Raw genomic sequence first — 15069 nt, forward strand, 5'->3', positions numbered from 1 at the left:
CGCGATTGATAGCACAGTCACGGATGATCCAACAAAGCCGATAAATTCAGCGCATCAGGCCAGTTCAGATGCCGCGCGCTGCATGTTGTCCGACATATCACTGGTCACAGTGCTCTGCTCTTCGACGGCCGCTGCCGTCGAGGTCACGAACTCGTTAACATGTTCGATCGCCTGCTTGATCGAGACCAGCGCGCCAACCACGTCACCGGAGATACCGTTCAGCGCCTCGATCTCGCTGCTGATCTTGTCGGTCGCCTGTTTGGCCTGGTTGGCCAAATTCTTGACCTCCGCCGCCACCACCGCAAAACCCCGCCCCGCCTCACCAGCGCGAGCCGATTCGATCGTCGCGTTGAGCGCCAGCAGGTTGATCTGGCCGGTAATGTCACCGATGAGCCCAACGATGCCTCCCATGGCATGTGCAGCCGAGGTAAGCCGCTGCGCCTGGATGTCCGCCGTCTCCACCTGTTGCACCGCGGATTCTGCCGTCTGCCGGGACTTCACCATCGTCTCGGAGATTTCGCGGATCGATGCATTCATCTCTTCGCTGCCAGCAGCGACCGACTCGATCAAGGAACGAGCGCGCTCCGCTTTCAAGCGTGCCATGGCCTGCGCCGTAATATCGGCAGCGTATTTGACCACCTTAAACGGCTTGCCATTCAGATCGAAAATCGGATTGTAGGATGCCTGGATCCAGATCTCCCGCCCCCCCTTTCCGATGCGCCTGTATTCTGCGGCCTGATAGGTCCCGCGATTGAGGCTCGCCCAGAATTCCACATAGGCCGCGCCAGATCGCTCTATCGGATCGACAAACATGCTGTGATGCCGGTCCCGGATTTCGTCGATCGTGTAACCGACCGTATCAAGGAAATTCTGGTTTGCCGTCAGGATGGTGCCATCCATGCGAAACTCGATGACCGCCTGCGACTTGCGAATAGCCGCCATCTGGCCGTTGCTATCAGCGGCCAGCAACTTTTGTTGGGTCACGTCGGTCGCGAATTTCACAACCTTGAACGGCTTGCCGGCATCATTGAGAATCGGATTATAGGTCGCGAGAATCCAGATTTCCTTGCCACCCTTGCCGACGCGCTTGTATTCGGCCGCCTGATACTCACCCCGGCCGAGCCGCGCCCAGAAGTCCCGGTAGGCTGCGCCATCGCGTTCACCGGCTTCCACGAACATGCTGTGATGCCGCCCCTGTATTTCGGACAGCGCGTAACCAAGCGTGTTCAGGAAATTCTCGTTTGCGGTAATGATAGTTCCGTCAAGATTGAATTCGATAACCGCCTGCGCACGGCTGATCGCGATCACTTTTCCGGAAGCTTCGAGGCTTTCGAGTTTCTGCGCCGTGATATCTGTAGCGAATTTGATGACTTTGAACGGCTTACCACTCTTGTCCATGATCGGGTTATAGGAGGCCTCGATCCAGATCTCCCTGCCGCCTTTGGCGACCCGCTTGAACTGCCCTGCCTGAAATTCACCCCTGTTAAGGTTACCCCAGAACTCCCGATAAGCGACACTCTCGTGTACGGCAGGCTCCACAAATATACTGTGGTGCTTGCCCTTGATCTCATCGAGCGTGTAGCCGAGCGCCTTGAGAAAATTCTCATTCGCTTTGATGATCGTGCCATCGAGATTGAATTCTATGATGGCCTGGGAGCGACTGATGGCGGTCGCTTGCGCCAACACATTCTGCAAATCGGTCTTGCTCTGTCGGTTAAACATCTGTCGCTCCGTGGCCAAAACGGCCGTTGTCGTAAAATAGTCGACGAACGACGTCGCGCGGCACTGCGCGTCGTTTCCTCAAATCAAATAAACTGGAAGGTTCGAGCAGCTGACCTATTCGACCAGCTGCTGATTCTGTGATCCCTCACGCCCCCAATAGGCCGCTACCTTTTCAGCCAGCTGGTTGTGGTTGTCATGCAGCTTGGCATTGCTGCTCGCCGCCGGTTGATCGGCCGTACCGGCTGTCAAGCTGCGTGCAGCAATCTGCTGAAAATACTCGAGCACGGCGATACGCAGGTTGGATGATAGATTTGGTGTTTCGCGCTTGCGCTCAATCTTCTCGATATAGTGCTCGATAGTGGTATTCTCCATGCGAACGATCGCTTGCAGGCTGGCCCAGAAGCTGTCTTCCAGGCTGACGCTAGTGCGTTTTTTCGAGACGACAACCGAGCGCTTGCGGTTAACGTTGGGGCGGTTCATTGCGGCTTCGTATCCCATTTTATCAGTCCTCTTCTGTTAAAGCTGGCATTGAAGTTCACGCGTTACTGATTCAGTTCACTAACACTGCGCCGTCACAGCGAATGCCGGATACCCACACATCGGCCTGTCCAATTCCGACGCCGAGACTTGCCAACGTTGCCGCCAGCAATTGATCGATTGAACTGGTTGCCCCGCTGATGATGCTGGTGACGAGTCCACCAAGACCCGGGATCGCCAAACCCAGTCCAAGAACACTGATGTTGAGGTCGCCAAGCAGACTGCCCGTCAGGGACGACGTGAAGTTTGTCGTGTTTACGGTCTTCTTCGTCTGCGACGTGATATCCGAATAGCTGAAATTGACGATGACCGGCGTGGTGTTGCCCATGCCCGCATGGGCCTTTGCCGTCACAATTGGAATACCCAGGAGATTCACAAGCGGTGCCGGCCCTGGATTCGGCTTGGTCGCAACATTGTTGAGGTCGGCTACAGTGACGTTACCTATCCATGCATCGACAATGCCCGGCGTAACGCCAAGCGTGACGCTCGATGTATTGACGTTGGGATAGCCGCAACTGACCTTGTTCAGCGTCGCTGTGCCCGACGCGACCTCTACATAAACCGGCAGATTGACCAATGACGCCGAACCACTTCCGATCAATTGGATGGATAGCAGCACACGTGTCTGAGCTGTATGAACACTGACGCCCTGCGTGCCCACGGCAATCCAGCCGGATCCCTGTGGCCGTGCGCCAATGGTCGCCGTCAGTGACGCGCTGGCAATGCCCGGCAGACCTAAATTGACGGATGTGGCGATCTGGTTGGTGCCGTTAGCGATTCCAGCTGTTGCCTGCAGCAAATCGTAAAGCGAGATGCTCACACCGTCTTTCGGCTTGGCGCCCACAATCAGGTTCGCGTAGGGGCCCGCATCGATCAGCTTGCCAGGCGCAATCTTGGTCGTCACGGATGCCGAAGCCTGCGATATCGTCGAGAGTGCGGTGGTAGCGGTGCCGCTGCCATTGGTAGCCTGCTGCGCGCTTAGCGCTGCGGCAAGAACGTCCCCGATCTTGATGTTCGAATTCAGCAGCGTGTCATAAGTCACACCGGTCAGACCGACGCGCGTCGCCAGCGCTGAGAGGAAGGTGAAAGCATCGATGCGCGCGCCAAGAAGCGCATTGTAGTCCATGACTGACAGCGACAGGGTCGTGCCCAGCATCGATCCGAGAACACTATTCAACAAGCCGCCATTTAACGATGCCAATCGCGAACCGATCGAGAACGACGCGATGGCCGTCGTTGTTGCGGTCGCCGTTGTCTTGATGGTGAAATTGTTGCTGCCGGTAAAGAAATGGCTGAAGTAGAGGGGCGTCGCCGTCTGAAGACTGACCCGCGCCGCATTGGCTGTTCCAGTCGCTGGCGTGACAAAGCGGCTTTGCGCAGCGACGGCGGAATTGGTTGTGTAAGTTCCGAGTTCTACACCGACCAGAGCGCTTGCTGGATAGTTATTGCTGGTGACCGCCGCCTTTGCTGCGTTTGTCGCATTGCTTAAGTTGCTGGCCGCAACGATCGCGGCGAGATCCGTGGCAGCCTGCGTCTTGCGACGATCGGCGGCAATGGTCCCGATATCGACACCCAGTGCAGCACAACAAACGGCCAGGATCATGCCGCCCGCAGACATGATGGCAATATTTCCGCGCTGGTCGGCGCGAAACCTCTTGAGAAGTGCGCGCATCGGTTCCATCGCTCAAAACCCTCCGTAGGGAATGGCGGCAGATCGCGAGACTTGCGATGGAGGCATCGGCACGAAAGGAAGTGAATAGATGAACATGGTCGACGCGTCGTAGTTGACCGTGACCACGAAGACGTTTGCGTTCGACGACGATGTCGCTGCATTGACGCTCAGCTTTGACGCATTGATCAGCGGATAAGTCGCGGCATTCGACGTGACATAGGTCGATGCGATCGAGCCACGTTCGGTCTCGGTCAGCCCGGCGACAGAGGAACGTGCTGCCTCGGCAGCAAGCTGCTGAACACCGTGAACGACCGCAAAATATGACCCGAAGACGACGATGCCGAAAACGATCGACAGAAAGACGGGAAGCAGCATCGCGAATTCGACTGCGGAAGAACCGCGTCGACACGATAGGAGTTTTTTCATGCCGGCGTCGAATCTCAACATGCGCTGAGCTTCGCAAGACCGCGTGAAAACTACCTATACAACTTCTGCTACCACTTGGTGGGATCGATAATCTCCAATGCCTGCATTGTGTTGGATGATGGCATTGGATTTGATGAGGTGATCATGTTTTCTGATACGCGCGCTGATGAGAGAACTATATACCGAAGAATTTAACGTGTAGTTCCTCTATTAGAATGCTGTGTTTCTTGCGAATACCCTCGCGCGCGCATAGCACGAGTTTGGGTATCGTCAGCTTTGGAAGATAATACTCATTGGCCGCCAAGAGCGACGCCGGGATCAGAGCCGTTGGCAGCAGGGTCAAACCGATGCCCGCCTTCGCAGCCTCGATCCGTGCATGATAGTCCGGGCTGGAAAATGCGATACGATAGATCATTCCCTTGCGCTCAAGCGCATGAATCATGACGTTATGCACGATCTGCCCCGGCCAGGTCAGCAACGGAATGGGCGCGCCAGGGCTTAACGTAAAATCCCTAGATCGAACCCAAGTCAATTCATCGTCGCGCTGCGCGATGACATCGATGGCCGCATCCCCGGGTATTTCGGAGATACTGAGGAACACGCCGACATCGACGTAGCCGTCGAGCATGCTTTTCGCGATCTCGGCCGAATTATCTGAATAGATGCAGACATTGCTCATCGCCGCCTTGCTCATCCCTTCCATTGCGCGTTGCGAATAGAAATTGGTCAGACCAAGCCGGATGGTCTGATCTTCGGGCGAAGCGCCACGCAGCAAGAGCAACTGGTCGTTCGCCTCCAAAATCTTCCTGGCCTGGATCAGAACGAGCTTTCCGAGTTCTGTCGTCGATGAGCCGTTGGCAGACTTCTGGAAGATACTGCCGCCGACCGCGTGCTCAATGCGCTTGATCTGCGAGCTGATGGCCGGCTGGCTCAAGCCGAGCAGCTTCGCGGCCTTGGTGATGCTGCCGGCTTCGGAGATACCGACAACCGATCGCATGATTTCGGTCGGGATGCTCGAATGCTGGTACCGCCGATGCATAATACGTTGTCCTTTGAGATCGACGTCTTCTCCACGCAACGGAATTGTCCGCTTCGAGACGTCACACCAAAGTCATCGGCCATCTACATCAATCTGGCCGAAACGTTTCTTAGGCTCGTCGAAATTGTAGACGCCACGGCATACACCTTCCTTCAAGTTGTATCGGTGTCTTTTTACACATGCCAAGTACTTTCATGTGGAGACATGTGTGATTTCTGCCATTAGCAGTCTCAAAGAGGGGGCGCGGGTAGAGCGCTACCGTGATTACACGTATTTTTTTTTAAAGCGGCGAGATGTAAAGCATCGGGATAGCGCTTCACAGGCTGGAACTCACCAAACGCGATTCGCGGAAAAAACTGACGTACCTCAGTGAGGTAGTTCAGCTGATTCTCAACCTAAGGTGATAAATCGCTTTAAGGTCTGATGGAGCGCGAGCGATATCCCGATGCCGGTGACGCCACCTGCAAGTTTGACCAGCGCATCCCGCACCTCGCCGTGGCGGTCCGGCGTCAGATGTTGCAGCACCTCCAGCCCGACTGCCGCCCCCCCAACGAGCGTCAGAACAAGCCAGAGATGGCGGGGATAGGCGAGACCGAACAAAAGGCCCACGACTGCGAATGCGCCGAAGCGCTCAAGGCTGACGCCGCCAAAATGCGGCCGCAGCCCGATCGGTGACAGAGTCGCAAAAGCAATCAATGCAAGTGTAGTCCACGCGACAACAATGACGGTTTTCCGATACATCCAGCAGTCATATCCCATGCAACCGCAGGAGCGGCAATTTCTCACCTCTGACGGTTAATCGAACGCGCAGAGAACTACCACCGGCATTCCGACGCACTCCGCGGACAAAACCTCCCTCAGCGGGGGTTGCGGAGTTGCCAGGTGTCTAAACTGTCAGGTTTGATCTCGAACCGATCTTGCATCCGTGCATACATGGTTCCCGCGATGCGTGCGACCGGAAGATAGTGATCATAGTCCGTACGCAAGGTGACGGGGTCGACAACACCATCGCGAACCTGAATGCCCAGGACCTCTCCGACCAGTAGGTCGCGTTCTGCGCCAAAGTTCATCATTGTCACTTTTCGGCATTCCAGTGCCGCAGGCGCCTTCGCCAAATGCGGGACCGGCACATTGATGCCAGCCGTCATTGGGAGCTGCAGGGCATCCAGTTCACCGATGTCAGATGGAAAGCTGATCGAACAATCGACCATATCGTTGGCAAGGGCCTCATCCACCATATTGATAACAAACAACCCATTGGCGCGCACATTGCGGGTCGTGTCCTTGACCGACAGATCGGGCCTGGCCTGCAGGCCGACCACCACCAGCGGCGGCTTTTCGGAGAACACATTGAAGAAAGAGAACGGCGCTGCATTGACCACGCCAGCCTCGGAAATGGTTGTGATCAACGCAATCGGTCGCGGGACAACAAGACCACAAAGCAACTTGTAGCGCTCCGGCGCGCTAAGCTTGGCGAAATCAAAGTGGATCGTCATCGCAGGTTTTGCCTCTTGTGCCGCACCTTGCCGCAACGAGGCAGGAGCTTATCCGATCTTGAACAGCCGGCTCGCATTACCGAACAGGACTTTCTGACGATCAGTGTCCGATAGCTTGGCCTTGTTGACCAGCCCTACCGGATCGGGGTCCCCCATGTCGAACGGGTAGTCCGAGCCCATCATGACGTGATCCACGCCCACCGTCTTGACGAGATTGTCGATCAGCTCCGCAGAGAACACGCAGGTGTCAAACCAGAGCCGCTTGAGATAGGTCGACGGCGCATCTGCCGTGAGCCGGCGTACTTCCGGACGCACCTTCCAGGCGTGATCCAGTCGGGCTGCGTAGAATGGGTAGAAACCACCGCCGTGGGCGATAACCACGTCGAGATCCGGGTGCCGGTCTAAAATGCCGCCCATGATGAAGTGGGCGATCGCAATGGTCTCCTCGATGGGCTGGCCGACGCTGTTGACCATGAAGAAATCGCCGAGCCGCTGGCCATGGGAGAAACCCAGGGGATGCACGAACAACGGTATGCGCAGTTTGGCAAGCCGCGCATAGAGTGGATCGAAGGCGGCATGGGACAGTTCGAGGTTTTCGACGCGGGTATCGATCTGGAAGCCGCGCAGGCCGAGCTGCTCGACTGCATGAACCGCCTCCTCCACCGCACGCCCGGGAAACCGCATCGGCAGCGTACCCATCCCGGCGAAATGTGCAGGATCCTGCGCCACGAGCGCGGCAATGTCTTCGTTCTGCACGCGCGACAGCGCACATTGCAAATCCTCGTCGGCCCAGTAATTCTGTTGCGCCGGTGCCGGCGCGATCACCTGAAAGTCGACGCCCATCTTCGCCATCATTTCGCGGCGCTTGGCGATGTCGAGCATCAGGCCCGGCAGCAGCTTGCCCTGCTCTGCATCAGTTTCGCGGCTCGCCGGCGACATGTCGCGCCGATAGGGATTGTCCATCGGGTCGTAATGTCCGGCCACCAACGGTTCGACGCGCTTGCTGAGTGCATGGGTGTGCATGTCAATGATGGGCATTCGAAATCTCTTCTTCTTAGTTCAGTTCGGCACTGGCGGGGACACGCTGATGCCAGTCGGTCGCGCCCTGATAGGCGTGAGCGGCGCGCAGGATATCGGCCTCGGCATAGGGGCGGCCAACCAGCTGGAACGCGATCGGCAGACCTGCCGCATCGAAGCCGCACGGCACTGACGCTCCGGGGAGACCGAGATAATTGATGCCGCGGGTGCAATGTGTGAGCTGGCCGATCACAGCAGCGACGTCGGCGGGATTGCCTTCGGTGGTCGCCGCGATGGTCGGTACCGGAATCGAGATCGCCGGCAGCAGCGCGAGATCGGCGGATCCGATGCAGGACGCGATCCATTGCTGGGTGATCTGCGTACGCAGCGACAGCGCTTCCACATAACGGGTCGCCGGATAGAGCAGGCCAGGCTCGATGCGCGAGCGCACCTGATCGGCATAATCCTGCGGGCGGTCGATTAGCCAGCGGCGATGGATCGTCGCGGCCTCGACGCTCATGACGATCTGCATCAGCGCGTTGATCAAGGCCATATCCGGCGGTGAGGTCTCGACGACGGTGACGCCGAGCAACCGCAACGTCTTCACGGCTTCGTCGAGCGCAGTCGCCACATCCGGATGCAGGAGCTCGCGGTAGTACCCACCGGGAATTGCGATGTGCATCCCGATCACACCCCTGTCGAGCGTCGCTTCATAGTCGCGATCCGCGATCACCGACAGCAGTCGCGCGACATCCCGTGCGGTACGAGCCAGAGGTCCCGTGCAATCCAGTGAGGCAGATAGCGGCATCACACCATCGGTCGGAACCAGTCCCCAGGTCGGCTTCAGCCCGATCAGGCCGCACATCGCGCCGGGATGACGTAGTGAACCGCCGGTATCCGTCCCGAGCGAGCCGGTCACGAGGCGCGCGGCGACGGCGACGCCGGAACCGGAGGACGAGCCGCCCGGCACATGCCCCGGATTCCATGGGTTGCGTGCATGTCCCAGCGATTCGTTATAGCCCGTCGGACTCATGGCGAATTCAGCCAGCTGCAGCCGGCCGAGATCGAGCGCGCCGGCGGCATCGAGCCGAGCGATCACCGTGGCTGTCACGTCGGCGCGAAAGTCCGCCCGGATTTTTGAGCCGCCACCGGACAGATCACCGGCGCGATAGAAGAGGTCTTTATGTGCAAGGGGCACGCCATGCAGTACTGGTAATGCCGCCCCCGATACGCGCAACTTGTCGGCGGCTTCGGCCGCATCCAGCGCCCGTTCGTCGTCAAGCCGCACCACCGCATTCAATTTGCGGCCGATCAGATCGAGCCGTTCCAGCGCCACCGTTGTCGCCTTCACGGACGTGACTTCGCCTTTAGCAACAGCATCCGCGAGAGCGCAGAGATCAAGGGCTGCGATTGCGCTCTGCATCAGCGCTTGTCCATGCCAGCGAGCCACGCCTGATAGGCGTAGGGCGTCGAATCGAACGCCATGTCTTGTACAGCCGCAGTTGCGACGCGCGTGTTGTTTTCCACGACCAGCCCCGTCATGCGCGGTGTGCGTTCAGCGGCGCCGGGCGCCTTGTTCAATTCGGCGGCTACTTGGCGCAGCAAATTTTCGCTCATGATCACCTCAATGCACGCCGAGGCGCTGGAACAGCACATCAGTCTGCTGGTTCATTTCTTGCGACGTGCCGTGATGCACGATCTGCCCGGTTTCCATAATGTAGACGCGATCGGCGACGGCCAGCGCGCTGTAGAGATTCTGCTCGACCAGCAAGATCGACAACCCTTCCTTTTTAAGGTCGAGAATGATGCTTTCGAGGTGCTGCACCATCACCGGCGCGAGACCTTCGGACGGCTCGTCCATCAGGATCAATTCGGGATCGATCATCAGCGCACGGCCCACAGCCAGCATGCCGCGCTCACCGCCAGACAACTGGCCGCCGCGGTGATAGCGGCGCTCAGCAAGCCGCGGAAAAATGCCGAATACGCGATCGAGCGTCCAGCCATCCTTGGCGCGCGCGCTCTTCAGCATGGTCAGATGTTCGGTGACCGTCAGCGACGGAAACAGCCGGCGGCCCTGCGGCACGATCGCAATCTTGCGATTGGCTATATCATGAGGACGCAGACCAATAAGGCTATCGCTGCGCCAGGTGATCGTGCCCGAGCGCACCTGCGGCGGCGTCAGGCCCATGATCGAGCGAATGAAGGTGGTCTTGCCCATGCCATTGCGGCCGAGCAGCGCCACGATCTCGCCAGGGCGCACTTCAAGCGACGCACCGCGCACCACAACCGCGTCGCCGTAACCGCTGTGCAGATCCTTGACCTCAAGCATGACGCGGCTTCCCGAGATAGACTTCCTGAACCTGCTTGTTGCGTCGGATGCCTTCCGGCGGCTCCTCCACCAGCACGCGGCCTTCGAACATGCAGGTGACGTAGTCGACCAGACCGAGCGCCAGATCCATGTCGTGTTCGATCAGGATCACGGTGATTGCCGGGTCGAGCGAGCGGATCACGTCGGCAATCATCGAGCGCTCCGACGGCGACAGGCCGGCCGCGGGCTCATCCAGCAGCAACATGGTCGGCGTCGTCACCAGCGCAATCGCGATTTCGAGCTGACGCTGCTCGCCATAGGACATTTCCTTGACGATGATGTCCGCGCGTTCGGCGATCCGTGCGGCATTCAGCGCGGCCGCGATACGTGTAGCCTCGCTATCGTCCGGATCGGGCGAACCGAACAGCGAAAACTTCTTCGGCTTCAATCCGCGCAGCGCCAGCATCATGTTGTCTTGCACGCTCAGCGTGGGGAACAGATTGGTGATCTGGAAGGTGCGCGAGATGCCGAGCTGCGCACGCCGGTGTGGCGGCAGTCTGGACACATCATGCCCGTTGAATTTGATCTTGCCGGAGGTCGGCGGATGCGCGCCGGCGATGGCATTGAACAATGTGGTCTTGCCGGCGCCATTGGGGCCGATGATGGCGCGGCGCTGGCCCCGCGGCACAATCAGGCTGACGCCATCGACCGCCCGCAAGGCATCGAAGGCCACGACCACATCTGTCAGCGTCAGGATCGGTTCGGACACGAATAATTCCCAGTGAACGAGACGCGGCGATACGGCCGCGCCTCGATGTCAGCAATATTGAATCAGGTCTTCTTGATGCCCTGGAAGGTCCGCGAGTAAGGCGGCTGCTTCAGATAGGTCGCCGGATCGTACTTCCAGAATTGCGAGACATTCGGATAGGTCTCGATCGGCACGTTCCAGTATTTGCCATCGGCGCGCTTGACGACCTTGCGAATGTAGACGTCGTAGATCGGGTTGCCGTAGTCGTCGAACTTCACGGTCTTGCCGAGCGGCGAATTGTCGAGCTCGGTCTTCAGTACCGTATCGATAAAGGTTTCGCGGTCCTCGACCTTGCCGCCCATCTTCTTCAGCGCGGCATCGATCCACATCATGCCGGAATACATCGAGAAACCGTAGAGCGACGGGATCTTGCCGTACTTCGCCTCATAATCCTTCTCGAACTTTGCCGTGGTCGGGACGTCCGAACCTTCGGCGAAATGTGCCGCTGCGATGATGCCTTCGCATTCGGGGCCCATGGTGCGGATCACCGACTGGTCGGTGCCGTTCATCGCCATCAACAGCGGCGTCTTTTCCTTCAGGCCGAAGGACGCGTATTGCTGGATCAGACGAGTCGAGTCCGCGCCGGTCTCCATCGCGAAGATCGCGTCGACCTTGAGATCGGCGAGCTGGCCGAGATAGGGGCTGAAGTCGGCGGTGTTCAGCGGATGCCAGAACTGCTGCACGATCTGCCCGCCACCTTCAGTGAAGACCTGGGCGAGACCGCCGCACTGTTCGTGGCCGAAGGTGTAATCCTGGCTGATGGTGGCGATCTTCTTGTAACCCTGCTTCAGGGCCCAATCGCCGAACGGATGGGTGAAGGCGCTGGCTGAATAGCCGGCGACGCGGATTACGTTCTTGATGCGGGCGCGCTGGGTGAGATCGTCAGCCGCGATAATCGGAATGAAGTAGGGCGTTCCGGTGCCCTTGACGTAGTTGGCGACAGCAAGGCCGGTATTGGCGAGCAGGTTGCCGATCAGCATATGGCAATTGCCCTGCTCGACCAGGCGGCGCGCTTTCTGCAGAGCAGTGTCGGGATTCGACGCATCGTCCTCGATCACCAGCTCGACCTTGCGGCCGCCCATCTCGTTCTTTACCTGATCGAGATAGAACTGCACGCCCTCGACCATTTCCTTGCCGCCGGACGCGACAACGCCGGTCAGCGGCGCCAACAGACCGATCTTGATCGGGCCGGCCTGGGCCTGTGCGGAGCGCCACGGAGCGACGCCGACGCCCGCGGCAGCGACGGCCGCCGTAGTGTTCTTGAGAAATTGCCTGCGATCCATCTCGAAGTCCTTTCGTGAGCAACCCGATTGAAACGTGAAACCGACTTATCGCACCTTGCGCGAGGTGATCGCGCGCAGCTTGCCTATGATGCCCTCGGGAGCGAAGATCATGATGAGAACGAATGTGATGCCGAGAACCATCAGCCAGCGTTCGGTGTAAGAGCTGACGATGTTTTCCAGCACGATGATCGCCGCTGCCCCGACAAAGGCGCCGAACAACGTGCCGACACCGCCGGCGATCATCATCAACACGCCTTCCACCGATTGCGCGAGCGCGACGGTCGAAGGGCTGACGAAATTGTTGAACATCGCGTAGAGGCCCCCGGCGATACCGGCGAAGATGCCGGACACCGTGAAACCGATGAACAGATGCAGTGGCACATTGTAGCCGAGGCTGCGCATGCGGCTTTCACTGTCTCGGATGCCGCGCAGCGTCAGGCCGAACGGAGATCGCACGAACCGCCACATGGCAAAAGATACAATGACGGCGCCGGCCAGCACCGCCCAATAGAACGCGCTGTGGCTCATCAGGGCTGCCGGCCGCACATCGGCGCGCATGCCGTTCTCGCCCCCGGTGACCTGCGTCCAGCGCAAGCAGACGCCCCACACGATCATGCCGAGCGCCAGCGTCAGCAGCAGGAAGTAGACGCCGGAGGTGCGGACTGCGAGCAGCGCAAATACCGAGGCCACCGCGGTGGCCGCCAGCACACCGAGCGCGAAGCCCGCCCAGGGCGACAGACCGGCCTGGCCGGTCGCATAAACGACGACATAGGTCGAGACACCGAAGATGGCACCATGCCCGAGGGAAGTCCGGCCGGCAAAGCCGGCGAGAATGTCGATCGACATGGCAAGGACTCCGAAGATCAACACTTCGGTGGCGAGGCCGACCTGATAGCTCGACAGCACCATCGGCAGGCAGGCCGCGACGATCACCACCAGCGCGGCGATGACGAGCGCACGGCTAGTCATGCCGGCGAGAACTGACGTTTTGGATACGGGCTGCGTCATGTGGCACGTCCGAACAGGCCGAGCGGACGGAATGCGAGCAACACCGCCATCGGGCCGAAGATCACGAAATAAGCGAGTTCGGGGAACATCACCTGGCCGAGCGTATTCAGGAGCCCGACCAGCAGGCTACCGACACCGACGCCGACGAGGCTGCCACGCCCACCGATGATGACGACGGCGAGACTAAAGGTGAGGATTTCCGCGTCCGCCGACGGATAGAGCGACAGGAACGCGCCTCCCATCAGGCCACCAAGGCCGGCCAGCGCCGAACCGAACAGGAAGGTGAAGAGGAAGACACGGCGGATATTCACGCCGGAGGCTTCCACCATCTCGGCATCGTCGACGCCGGCACGGATCAGCGCGCCGAGCCTTGTATGATTGAGCAGCACCCACAGGCCGATGAAGACGAAGATGCCCATGCCCAGCACAAACAACCGGTAGATCGGATAGAAGGTGCCGAACACCCGCGTGCCGCCGCGCAACATCTCCGGGATCGGCACAGTGAAGCTGTCGCCGCCCCAGATCACCAGCGCGAGATCGTTGAGGAAAAAGGCGACGCCGAGGGTCAGCAGCACCTGCCGCAGCTCATTGCCACGTACAAAGCGCAGCAATCCCTGATCGAGCACGAAGCCGATGGCCGCAATCGCAGCCATGGCGCCTATACCGCCGAGCACAAAGCTGCCGGTCTTCACCACAACGCTATAGCCGATATAGCCGCCGAACAGATACAGCGCGCCATGCGCGAGATTGACGATGCGCAGCAGGCCGAAGATCAGCGTGAAGCCGCTTGCCACGACGAACAGCAACGCGGCGAAAGTCAGGCCGTTGAGGAGTTGAAAGAGACTCATGCCCTGCTGCTTGCCTGATCTATGCTTCTGGCGCTTTCGGTCCGACCGAAAGATACCAATCGAGAATCTGTTCGCCGGTCATGAAAGCCACGTCGGATTTCTTCTGGATGGTCTCGAAGATCCGGCGGAAGTGCTTCAGGCGATGCGGCGCGCCCATGATGTAGGGATGCACAACCAATGCCATGACACGGGCCGAATTCTCGGAATCCGCGTAAATCTGCTCGAACTGGTCGATGGCCCGGTCGTAATATTCCGACGCCTTGTGATGCTGGATCAGCATCATCGCGACGTCATTGCATTCCTGCGTATAGGGCACGTTGACGATCGGCGTCGTCGTGGTCCTGAGCCACACCGGCTGATCGTCGAGCACCCAGTCGGCGACGTAGTCATAGCCTTCCTGTTTCAGCAGATCCGGCGTTTCCCAGGTCTCGGTCAGACCGGGCCCGAGCCAGCCGCGCGGCCGCTTGCCGGTGGCCTTCTCGATCACGTCGGCAGTCTTGCGGATATCCTCGCGTTCGTTCTCAACCTTCTGCATATTGCGCTGGGTGAAACCGTGACCCATGAATTCCCAGTTGCGCGCCTTGGCTGCCTCGACGATGGGCGGGTAAGCAGCGATCGCCGAACCATTGATCGCCAGCGCGGCGGGGAGCTTGTAGTCGTCGAACACTTTCAGCATGCGCCAGAAGCCGACGCGATTGCCGTATTCGTGCCAGGCCCAGTTCGGGACGTCCGGCGACGGCGAGCCGCCGGCCGGCGGTGTCAGCACCGTACGCGGCATCGGCTGCTTGGCGTCCCATTCCTCGACATTGACGATGATCCACACGGCCATGCGCTTGCCATTCGGCAGCTTCAGCGGTGGACGAGCGTCAATCGGCGAGTAGGAAATGCGTTCGGTCGGCAACATG

16 protein-coding genes are annotated in these 15069 nt (G+C 59.2%); all 16 read right to left on the bottom strand.

The window, feature by feature from the left end; all coding sequences use genetic code 11:
- Positions 1-54: 54 nt before the first annotated feature.
- The 16 genes from AB8A50_RS18595 to AB8A50_RS18670 all read right to left on the bottom strand — a co-directional run bounded on the left by AB8A50_RS18595 (position 55) and on the right by AB8A50_RS18670 (position 15068).
- Positions 55-1722, bottom strand: a complete 1668-nt coding sequence (locus AB8A50_RS18595; RefSeq protein WP_439078537.1) for a methyl-accepting chemotaxis protein — start codon at positions 1720-1722, stop codon at positions 55-57.
- Positions 1723-1836: 114 nt separating this feature from the next.
- Complete coding sequence (locus AB8A50_RS18600; RefSeq protein ID WP_439078538.1) at positions 1837-2220, bottom strand: ribbon-helix-helix domain-containing protein; 384 nt, start codon at positions 2218-2220, stop codon at positions 1837-1839.
- A gap of 52 nt (positions 2221-2272) precedes the next feature.
- Positions 2273-3931 carry a TadG family pilus assembly protein gene (locus tag AB8A50_RS18605; RefSeq protein WP_439078539.1) on the bottom strand — a complete coding sequence of 553 codons (1659 nt, stop codon included), beginning with the start codon at positions 3929-3931 and terminating at the stop codon, positions 2273-2275.
- Between the two features lie 12 nt (positions 3932-3943).
- On the bottom strand, positions 3944-4378 hold the full coding sequence (locus tag AB8A50_RS18610) for a TadE/TadG family type IV pilus assembly protein (RefSeq protein WP_439078540.1): 435 nt from the start codon (positions 4376-4378) through the stop codon (positions 3944-3946).
- 154 nt (positions 4379-4532) lie between these two features.
- Positions 4533-5435 (bottom strand): LysR family transcriptional regulator, encoded by a 903-nt coding sequence (locus AB8A50_RS18615; protein WP_439078541.1) that lies wholly within the window; start codon positions 5433-5435, stop codon positions 4533-4535.
- Positions 5436-5786: 351 nt separating this feature from the next.
- Positions 5787-6137 carry a VanZ family protein gene (locus AB8A50_RS18620; protein WP_439078542.1) on the bottom strand — a complete coding sequence of 117 codons (351 nt, stop codon included), beginning with the start codon at positions 6135-6137 and terminating at the stop codon, positions 5787-5789.
- Positions 6138-6253: 116 nt separating this feature from the next.
- Positions 6254-6892 (bottom strand): flavin reductase family protein, encoded by a 639-nt coding sequence (locus AB8A50_RS18625; RefSeq protein ID WP_120287366.1) that lies wholly within the window; start codon positions 6890-6892, stop codon positions 6254-6256.
- A 48-nt stretch (positions 6893-6940) separates the two neighbouring features.
- A complete protein-coding gene (locus AB8A50_RS18630; protein ID WP_439078543.1) occupies positions 6941-7930 on the bottom strand; it encodes an amidohydrolase family protein in 990 nt (329 codons plus the stop codon).
- Positions 7931-7946: 16 nt separating this feature from the next.
- Positions 7947-9332, bottom strand: a complete 1386-nt coding sequence (locus tag AB8A50_RS18635) for an amidase (protein WP_439078544.1) — start codon at positions 9330-9332, stop codon at positions 7947-7949.
- A complete protein-coding gene (locus tag AB8A50_RS18640) occupies positions 9332-9526 on the bottom strand; it encodes a hypothetical protein (RefSeq protein WP_175368076.1) in 195 nt (64 codons plus the stop codon). The genes AB8A50_RS18635 and AB8A50_RS18640 overlap by 1 nt, the downstream gene beginning before the upstream one ends.
- Before the next feature lie 7 nt (positions 9527-9533).
- Positions 9534-10238, bottom strand: coding sequence for an ABC transporter ATP-binding protein (locus AB8A50_RS18645; RefSeq protein WP_175368077.1), 705 nt, complete (start codon positions 10236-10238; stop codon positions 9534-9536).
- A complete protein-coding gene (locus AB8A50_RS18650) occupies positions 10231-10986 on the bottom strand; it encodes an ABC transporter ATP-binding protein (RefSeq protein WP_184512193.1) in 756 nt (251 codons plus the stop codon). Before AB8A50_RS18650 ends, AB8A50_RS18645 begins: the two co-directional genes overlap by 8 nt.
- Before the next feature lie 62 nt (positions 10987-11048).
- Positions 11049-12308 carry an ABC transporter substrate-binding protein gene (locus AB8A50_RS18655; RefSeq protein ID WP_089267737.1) on the bottom strand — a complete coding sequence of 420 codons (1260 nt, stop codon included), beginning with the start codon at positions 12306-12308 and terminating at the stop codon, positions 11049-11051.
- 45 nt (positions 12309-12353) lie between these two features.
- On the bottom strand, positions 12354-13316 hold the full coding sequence (locus AB8A50_RS18660) for a branched-chain amino acid ABC transporter permease (RefSeq protein WP_089267738.1): 963 nt from the start codon (positions 13314-13316) through the stop codon (positions 12354-12356).
- Positions 13313-14164 carry a branched-chain amino acid ABC transporter permease gene (locus tag AB8A50_RS18665; RefSeq protein ID WP_439078545.1) on the bottom strand — a complete coding sequence of 284 codons (852 nt, stop codon included), beginning with the start codon at positions 14162-14164 and terminating at the stop codon, positions 13313-13315. Before AB8A50_RS18665 ends, AB8A50_RS18660 begins: the two co-directional genes overlap by 4 nt.
- 19 nt (positions 14165-14183) lie before the next feature.
- The gene (locus tag AB8A50_RS18670; protein ID WP_439078546.1) at positions 14184-15068 is read right to left on the bottom strand and encodes a polysaccharide deacetylase family protein; all 885 of its coding nucleotides are present in this window, start codon (positions 15066-15068) and stop codon (positions 14184-14186) included.
- Position 15069: the final 1 nt, after the last annotated feature.

The sequence above is a fragment of the Tardiphaga sp. 841_E9_N1_2 genome, assembly GCF_051811065.1.
Lineage (GTDB): Bacteria > Pseudomonadota > Alphaproteobacteria > Rhizobiales > Xanthobacteraceae > Tardiphaga > Tardiphaga robiniae.

Bases quoted from the DNA above. Each gene is read 5' to 3' on its own strand.
- AB8A50_RS18635 (WP_439078544.1), bottom strand. From the start codon at position 9,332: ATGCAGAGCGCAATCGCAGCCCTTGATCTCTGCGCTCTCGCGGATGCT.
- AB8A50_RS18655 (WP_089267737.1), bottom strand. From the start codon at position 12,308: ATGGATCGCAGGCAATTTCTCAAGAACACTACGGCGGCCGTCGCTGCC.
- AB8A50_RS18645 (WP_175368077.1), bottom strand. From the start codon at position 10,238: ATGCTTGAGGTCAAGGATCTGCACAGCGGTTACGGCGACGCGGTTGTG.
- AB8A50_RS18670 (WP_439078546.1), bottom strand. From the start codon at position 15,068: ATGTTGCCGACCGAACGCATTTCCTACTCGCCGATTGACGCTCGTCCA.
- AB8A50_RS18625 (WP_120287366.1), bottom strand. From the start codon at position 6,892: ATGACGATCCACTTTGATTTCGCCAAGCTTAGCGCGCCGGAGCGCTAC.
- AB8A50_RS18605 (WP_439078539.1), bottom strand. From the start codon at position 3,931: ATGCGCGCACTTCTCAAGAGGTTTCGCGCCGACCAGCGCGGAAATATT.
- AB8A50_RS18620 (WP_439078542.1), bottom strand. From the start codon at position 6,137: ATGTATCGGAAAACCGTCATTGTTGTCGCGTGGACTACACTTGCATTG.
- AB8A50_RS18600 (WP_439078538.1), bottom strand. From the start codon at position 2,220: ATGGGATACGAAGCCGCAATGAACCGCCCCAACGTTAACCGCAAGCGC.
- AB8A50_RS18595 (WP_439078537.1), bottom strand. From the start codon at position 1,722: ATGTTTAACCGACAGAGCAAGACCGATTTGCAGAATGTGTTGGCGCAA.
- AB8A50_RS18640 (WP_175368076.1), bottom strand. From the start codon at position 9,526: ATGAGCGAAAATTTGCTGCGCCAAGTAGCCGCCGAATTGAACAAGGCG.
- AB8A50_RS18665 (WP_439078545.1), bottom strand. From the start codon at position 14,164: ATGAGTCTCTTTCAACTCCTCAACGGCCTGACTTTCGCCGCGTTGCTG.
- AB8A50_RS18630 (WP_439078543.1), bottom strand. From the start codon at position 7,930: ATGCCCATCATTGACATGCACACCCATGCACTCAGCAAGCGCGTCGAA.
- AB8A50_RS18660 (WP_089267738.1), bottom strand. From the start codon at position 13,316: ATGACGCAGCCCGTATCCAAAACGTCAGTTCTCGCCGGCATGACTAGC.
- AB8A50_RS18610 (WP_439078540.1), bottom strand. From the start codon at position 4,378: ATGTTGAGATTCGACGCCGGCATGAAAAAACTCCTATCGTGTCGACGC.